This window comes from Streptomyces sp. NPDC102259, from assembly GCF_044766465.1.
Classification (GTDB): Bacteria; Actinomycetota; Actinomycetes; order Streptomycetales; family Streptomycetaceae; genus Streptomyces.
The window spans coordinates 200,337-207,593 of sequence record NZ_JBIWMA010000016.1 but is presented as its reverse complement, the minus strand read 5'-3'; the positions used below and the strand labels follow the sequence as shown (position 1 = coordinate 207,593).

General features: G+C 69.2%; 5 protein-coding genes. 2 read left to right on the top strand and 3 right to left on the bottom strand.

Annotated elements, in window-relative coordinates; genetic code table 11:
- Together ACIRPU_RS31135 and ACIRPU_RS31130 are read left to right on the top strand one after the other, a co-directional pair.
- A partial coding sequence (locus ACIRPU_RS31135; protein WP_403873088.1) for an alkaline phosphatase family protein occupies positions 1 to 981 on the top strand: 981 nt, incomplete at its 5' end.
- Between the two features lie 70 nt (positions 982 to 1,051).
- Positions 1,052 to 2,098, top strand: coding sequence for a sugar phosphate isomerase/epimerase family protein (locus ACIRPU_RS31130; protein WP_403873084.1), 1,047 nt, complete (start codon positions 1,052 to 1,054; stop codon positions 2,096 to 2,098).
- A 238-nt stretch (positions 2,099 to 2,336) separates the two neighbouring features.
- Here the strand turns inward: ACIRPU_RS31130 and ACIRPU_RS31125 are convergent, their stop codons facing one another.
- From ACIRPU_RS31125 to frc, 3 genes are all read right to left on the bottom strand, one after another.
- A complete protein-coding gene (locus ACIRPU_RS31125; protein ID WP_403873081.1) occupies positions 2,337 to 3,728 on the bottom strand; it encodes an OFA family MFS transporter in 1,392 nt (463 codons plus the stop codon).
- Between the two features lie 122 nt (positions 3,729 to 3,850).
- Positions 3,851 to 5,995: an acetate--CoA ligase family protein gene (locus tag ACIRPU_RS31120; protein ID WP_403873078.1), complete on the bottom strand. Its 2,145-nt coding sequence runs from the start codon at positions 5,993 to 5,995 to the stop codon at positions 3,851 to 3,853.
- A 4-nt stretch (positions 5,996 to 5,999) separates the two neighbouring features.
- Positions 6,000 to 7,241 carry a formyl-CoA transferase gene (frc, locus tag ACIRPU_RS31115; protein ID WP_403873116.1) on the bottom strand — a complete coding sequence of 414 codons (1,242 nt, stop codon included), beginning with the start codon at positions 7,239 to 7,241 and terminating at the stop codon, positions 6,000 to 6,002.
- Between the last annotated feature and the right edge of the window lie 16 nt (positions 7,242 to 7,257).

The window sequence follows — 7,257 nt, the reverse complement described above, 5'->3', positions numbered from 1 at the left end:
AAGGAACCCGACTGCTACACCCGCCCCGCCGCCCTGCACGACGAACTCACCGAGAAACTCGGCACCTTCCCCCTCTTCCACTTCTGGGGACCGGGGGCCGACCTCGTCTCCAGCCGCTGGATCATCGACGCCACCCGCCACATCCTGCGCACCCGCACCCCCGACCTCGCCCTGTGCTACCTCCCTCATCTCGACTACGACCTCCAGCGCTTCGGCCCCGACGACCCGCGTTCCCTCCGTGCGGCCGCCGCCCTGGACGCGGCCCTGGTTCCCCTCCTGGCCGACGCCCGGGCACAGGGCCGTACCGTCGTCGCCCTGTCCGAGTACGGCATCACCAAGGTGAGCCGGCCCGTCGACATCAACCGCGCCCTGCGCCGGGCGGGTCTGCTCGAGGTGCACACCCAGGACGGCATGGAGTACCTCGACCCGATGGCGTCCCGTGCCTTCGCGGTCGCCGACCACCAGCTCGCCCACGTCTACGTGCGCCGTCCCGAGGACCTGCCCGGCGTACGCGAGGTACTGGAGGACCTGCCCGGCGTCGCTGAACTCCTCGGCGACGAGGGGAAAAAGACACACGGCCTCGACCACCCGCGCTCCGGCGAACTCGTCGCCCTGGCGGAGCCCGACGCCTGGTTCACGTACTACTACTGGCTCGACGACGCCCGCGCGCCCGACTTCGCACAGCTGGTGGAGATCCACCGCAAACCCGGATACGACCCGGCCGAGCTGTTCATGGATCCCCTGGACCCGTATGTGAAGGTCAAGGCCGCCGGTGCGCTGGCCCGCAAGAAGCTCGGCCTGCGCTACCGCATGGCGGTGGTGCCCCTTGATCCGTCACCTATTCGCGGCAGCCACGGGCGCCTTCCCGCGAGCGACGACGACGGTCCGCTCCTCATCTGCTCCACCCCCCGTTCGCTCGGCGACCCCGTCGCGGCCACCGATGTGAAAGCACTGCTGCTCCAACTGGCCGGTCTGTGCTGACCGGTTGCCGACTGTCACAAGTGAAGCACTCACCACTGACAACGCCCTCCGATCCCGAGGAGTTCCAGACATGAGCCGCATCTCCGACATCGACCCCGAACTCACCCACCGGCTGACCAGACGAGGCATGCTCGGCGTCGCCGCGGGAGCCACCGCGGCCGCACTGCTGGGGGTCGCCGCCTCGCCCGCCGGCGCGGCGCCCGCCATCGGCGCCGATGCCTCGGCCACCGGCCGCGGCCGCCCCGTCCTGCCCCCCGGCCGCCTCGGCATCCAGCTCTACAGCCTGCGCGACAAGGTCTCCACGCTGGGCTTCGCCCCGGTCTTCGCCGAGTTGAAGAAGTACGGGTACGACGAGGTCGAGTTCGCCGGCTACACCCAGGGCTCCGCGGGCGCCATCACCCTTGCCCAGCTCAAGCGGCTGGCACGCGACAACGGACTGACGCCGATCGGCAGCCACGTCGGCTACTACGCCAGTGACCCGAACGCCTACACCTTCGCCCAGAACCTCACCAAGGTCCTCGACGACGCCCAGGCCCTCGGCCTCAAGCACATCGGCACCGCCTCCGGCCCGTTCCGCTACGGCTCCACCGTCGACGCGTGGAAGCGCGCGGCCGAGGAGTTCAACACGTACGGAGCGGCGGCGAGGGCCCGCGGCATGAAGTTCTACCAGCACAACCACTCCGACGAGTTCGGCTTCGCGACCGACGACCCCAAGGTCCGTCTCTACGACGTACTGCTCGCCGAGACCGACCCCGACCTGGTGTTCCTGGAGATGGACATCTTCTGGGCGTACGCGGGCCAGTTCCGTTTCTCGAAGCGGGCCGACGGTACGGCCGCGCCCTTCGAACCGCTGGACTACGTACTGAGGCAGCCGGATCGCTATCCGCTCTTCCATGTGAAGGACGGCGTCAGCGACCCCTCGAACGAGTTCGGGTACCGGATGACCGACGTCGGTGACGGCGACATCGACTACCAGCGCTTCATCTCCGCCGTCACCCGGTTGCGCGGCGAGCGGCTCGCCCACCACTGGCAGGCCGAGCACGACAACCCGGTCGAGTCGTTCGCGTTCGCACGGAAGTCGAGCGCGCACCTGCACTCGTTGCGCGAGAAGTGCTGAACCCCGAGCGTCGCAGGCGCTGAGCAGGAACGCACGCGCGTGTGGAGGCCCACCCCCAGCAGGCAGCGGGGTGGGTCTCCACACGCGCGTGCGTCGTTCTCGCGCAGCCGGCCCGCCGGGAAGGCGAGGCGGCCGGCCTGGAAGATCACTCAGACGCCGAGGATCCAGAAGGCGCTGCTCTGCGTCCATCCGCGCGCGGGGGCCGGAGCTGCCCGTCGTGCGGGGACCTGGCGGGATGTCAGGCCGATTCCTCGCCGAGCGGTTGCGGGTTGGGGACGATTCGACGACCGGCCGTCGGCCTGCCGGGCGCCTTCAGGAAGACCGCCAGTACCGCGGAGGCGAGACCGATGCAGCCCGCCAGGACGAAGGCGCCCTCGTAGTCCCACACGCCGACCACGATCGAGCCCACTCCGGAGCCCACGAGGCCCGAGACGAGCTTGGAGCTGTAGACCATGCCGTAGTTGCTGGCGTTGTTGTTCTCACCGAAGTAGTCCGCGGTCATCGCGGCGAACAGCGGGAAGATCGCGCCGCCGCCGAAGCCGGAGACCATGGAGCAGAACAGGAAGAACGGCATGCTGCCCACCCGGCCGGAGACCAGCACACCGAACTGCGCGGTACCGAGCACGAGGCAGACGATGATCAGGGTGTGCCGGCGTCCGTAACGGTCGGAGATCCAGCCGATGATGCCGCGCCCGGTGCCGTTGACGATCGCCTTCAGGGACATGGCCGTGGCCACGATCCCCCCGGCGAAGCCCATGTCCTTGCCGAACGGCACCTGGAAGGCGATGCCGAAGATGTTGATCCCGGCCGTGCACAGCAGACAGAACCACATCATCCACAGGACGGGGGTACGGGCCGCCTCCTTGGGGGTGTACTGCTTCACGGCCGGCGGGTTCTTCTGAAGCGCCCGGCGGATCTTCGGGTCGTCGGTGAGCCTGAGCGGGTCGACATGCGCCGGCCACCAGTTCTTCGGCGGATCCTTGAAGAACCGCCCCGCGAACGCCACGACGCCGCAGCAGACCAGGCCCACCGCGACCAGCACGCCCTCGTAGTTGCTCAGGTCCATGTACGACGTGAACAGGAACACGAAGGGCACCGAGCCGTAGGCGAAACCGCCGTTGACCATGCCGGTCTTGCCGCCCTTGCGCTCCGGGTACCACTTGCCGACCATGTTCACGCAGGTCGCGTAGACGAGGCCGGCGCCGATGCCGCTGCACATGCCGAAGCCGAGGTAGGCGACGATGACGTGCGGTGCGTACGCGAGGGACAGATAGCCGAGGACCGTGCCCAGCGCGCCCAGCATCATCGCGTACCGCGCGGGCAGCCTGCCGCTCTCCCGCAGCTGCCCGGCCGGGAAGGCCACGGCCGCCTGGAAGAACACCCAGACGCCCATCAGCCAGAAGATGTGCCCACTGCTCCACAGGTGGGCCTCGTGCAGCGTGTCCTCGGCCGACGTGAACGCGTACTCCGAGGAGCTGATGCCCAGCATGCCCATCCAGGGGAAGAGCACCATGGTCCAGCGTGGTCGCCCCGTGATGTCCCGGTCGCTCTCGCCGATCCGGTACACACGGCCGTTGCGGTCGGTCACCTCCCGGTAGGGGAGGGACGTCGAGTAGTCGGTGGTTGTCATGTCGCTCAGCACCCCTTGCGTCGAAAGTTCTGGCCAGCGCCCCCTGTCCAATGCCTTTCGTGTGCGCTCGGGACCCGGGCCGGCCGACGCGCACCGTCGGTCGGCCCCGTGCCTGGGTCACCTCATGAACCGCCCCCCAACAGCCCCGCCGCACGCGCCCATTGGTACTTGGCGCCGAGCACCGCCACCGGCTGCTCGGTCGTGTACGGGTAGGCCACGACGCCCCGTTCGTAGAGGTACTGGCAGGCCTCCTCGACCTCCACGTCACCCGCGAGCGACGCCACGACGGGCTTGTCCACGCCGCGTTCGCGGAACTCGCGCACCACGCGCGCGGTGAGCTCCGCGAAGACCATCGGAGGAGTGACGATCGTGTGCCAGTAGCCGAGCACCAGTGCGTGGACGCGCGGATCCTCGAGCCCCAGCCGGATCGTCGCCTCGTACGTCGACGGCGGCTCGCCCCCGGTGATGTCGACGGGGTTGCCCGCCGCTCCGAAGGGCGGGATGAACGCGCGAAACGCCGTGTCCAGGTCGGGCGGGATGTCCATCAGGGTGAGGCCGTTGTCGGTCACGGCGTCCGACAGCAGCACACCGCTGCCGCCCGCGCCCGTGATGATCACGATGTTGTCGCCCTTGGGGGTGGGGAGCACCGGCAACCCGCGCGCGTACTCCAGCATGTCCTTCAGCCCCGGCGCCCTGATGACGCCCGCCTGTCGCAGGATGTCGCCATAGACGGCGTCGTCGCCCGCGAGCGCCCCGGTGTGCGAGCCGGCCGCCTTGGCGCCCGCCGCCGTACGGCCCGCCTTCAGGACGACGACCGGCTTCTTCGGCACGGTCGCCCGCGCGGCCTCGACGAAGGCGCGGCCGTCCTTGAGGTCCTCCAGGTGCATGGCGATGCAGTCGGTGTGCGGATCCTCGCCGAACCAGGTCAGCAGGTCGTCCTCGTCCAGGTCCGACTTGTTGCCGAGCCCGACGATCGCCGACACGCCCGTCTTGGTGGTGCGCGCGAAGCCCAGGATGGCCATCCCGATGCCACCGGACTGCGAGGTCAGCGCGACCCCGCCCTTGACGTCGTACGGCGTGCAGAACGTGGCGCACAGGTCGTGCCAGGTCGAGTAGTAGCCGTAGATGTTCGGCCCGAGCAGCCGGACGCCGTACCGCTCGGCGATCGCCACGATCTCGTCCTGGAGCGCGTGTTCCCCGGTCTCCGCGAACCCGGAGGGGATCAGCACGGCGTTCGGGATGTTCTTGCGTCCCACCTCTTCCAGGGCCGAGGCCACGAACTTGGCGGGTATCGCGAAGACCGCCACATCCACCTCTCCGGGAACGTCGGTGACACTCTTGTACGCCTTGCGGCCCAAGATGTCATCGGCCCGGGGATTCACCGGGTGGATGTCCCCGGCGAAACCGCCGTCGACGAGGTTGCGCATCACCGAGTTGCCGATCTTGCCCTGCTCGTTGGAGGCGCCGATCACGGCGACGGAACGCGGCTGCATCAGACGGCGCATCGAGGTGAGGATCTCCGCGCGCGTGTGACGTCGGTGTTCCTTGACCGGCGTGTCGGACAGGATGACGCGGATGTCCGCGGCGATCGCGCCCTCGGCCGTGGCGATCACCGGGTTGAGGTCCACCTCGGCGATCTCCGGGAAGTCCGCCACCAGCCGGGACACCCGGCGGATCTGCTCGGCGACCGCCCACCGGTCCACCCCGGCCTGGCCGCGCACCCCGCGCAGGATCTCCGCCGCCCGGATCGAGTCCAGCATGGACAGCGCCTCGTCGGCGTCCACCGGAGCCAGCCGGAAGGTGACGTCCTTGAGCACCTCGACGAGCACCCCGCCGAGCCCGAACGCCACGACCTTGCCGAACGTCGGATCGGTGACCGCCCCGACGATGACCTCCTGGCCCTTCGGCAGCAGTTCCTGGATCTGTACGCCCTCGACACGAGCGCCGGCGTCGTACGCGCGTGCGTTCTCGACGATCCGGTGGAACGCCGCCCGGACGTCCGACGCGCCCTCCACCCCGACGATCACTCCGCCGGCGTCGGTCTTGTGCAGGATGTCCGGCGAGACGATCTTCATCACCACGGGGCCGTCGAACCGCGCCGCGTACGCGACGGCCTCCTCGACGTCCCTCGCCAGCTCCTCGCCCGGTACGGCGATCCCGTACGCGTCGGCGACCACCTTGCCCTCGGGCGCCGTCAGCGCGGTCCGCCCGTCGGCCCGCACCGCGTCGAGCAGCGCACGCACCCTGAGCATCCGGTCCTCGGCCATCACCTCAGATCACCCCGTTCGACTTGAGCAGGCGCAGCTCCTCGTCCCCGAGGCCGAGTTCGCCGACGTACACCTCTTCGTTGTGCTCGCCGAGCAGCGGTGAGCCGGTCACCTCGACGGGGGAGTCGGAGAGCTTGAGGGGGCTGCCCACGGTCATGAACTCGCCGCGCCGCGGGTGCGGTACGCGGACCACCATCTCGTTGGCGATCAGCGACTCGTCCTCGATGATCTCCTTGGTGGACAGGATCGGCCCGCACGGGATGTCGTGGGCGTTGAGCCTCTCCAGCACCTCCCACTTGGGCAGCGTCGAGGACCACTCCTCGATCAGCTGGAACATCTTGCCGAGCTTGGGCAGCCGGGCCTCGGGCGTCGCCCACTCGGGGTCGCCGGCCAGCTCGGGCCGGCCGATCAGCTCGCTGAGCGGCTGCCAGCCGACGGGCTGCACGATGACGTACACGTAGTCGTTGGGGCCGCCCGGAGCGCACTTGACCGCCCAGCCGGGCTGGCCGCCGCCGGACGCGTTTCCGGACCGGGGAACCTCGTCGCCGAAGTCGTCGTTGGGATATTCGGGGAGCGGTCCGTGTGCCAGGCGTTGCTGGTCCCGCAGTTTCACCCGGCACAGGTTGAGTACGGCGTGCTGCATGGCCACGTTGACCCGCTGCCCGCGCCCGGTGTTCTCCCGCTGGTACAGCGCCGCGAGAATCCCCGCCACGGCGTGCACCCCCGTCCCCGAGTCCCCGATCTGGGCCCCCGTCGCCAGCGGTGGTCCGTCCTCGAAACCGGTGGTCGACATCGACCCGCCCATGGCCTGCGCGACGACCTCGTACGCCTTGAAGTCGGTGTACGGGCCGTCCCCGAACCCTTTGATGGAGGCATAGACGATCCGCGGATTGATCTCCTGGATGCGGTCCCAGGTGAACCCCATACGGTCGACCGCGCCCGGCCCGAAGTTCTCGACCATGACGTCGGAGCGCCGGATCAGCTCGGTGAGGATCTCCTTGCCGCGTTCGGTCTTGGTGTTGAGGGTGATGCTGCGCTTGTTGCAGTTGAGCATCGTGAAGTAGAGGGAGTCGACGTCCGGGAGGTCGCGCAACTGCTTGCGCGTGATGTCGCCCGACGGCGCCTCCAGCTTGACGACGTCCGCGCCGAGCCAGGCGAGCAGCTGGGTCGCGGACGGGCCCGACTGGACGTGCGTCATGTCGAGGACGCGGATGCCTTCGAGCGCCTTGGTGGCCGTTCCTGTCATGGGGGTCATCGGGGGC

Excerpts from the sequence above, each read along its gene's own strand:
- ACIRPU_RS31125 (WP_403873081.1), bottom strand. The coding sequence starts at position 3,728 with ATGACAACCACCGACTACTCGACGTCCCTCCCCTACCGGGAGGTGACC.
- ACIRPU_RS31130 (WP_403873084.1), top strand. The coding sequence starts at position 1,052 with ATGAGCCGCATCTCCGACATCGACCCCGAACTCACCCACCGGCTGACC.
- ACIRPU_RS31120 (WP_403873078.1), bottom strand. The coding sequence starts at position 5,995 with ATGGCCGAGGACCGGATGCTCAGGGTGCGTGCGCTGCTCGACGCGGTG.
- frc (WP_403873116.1), bottom strand. The coding sequence starts at position 7,241 with ATGACAGGAACGGCCACCAAGGCGCTCGAAGGCATCCGCGTCCTCGAC.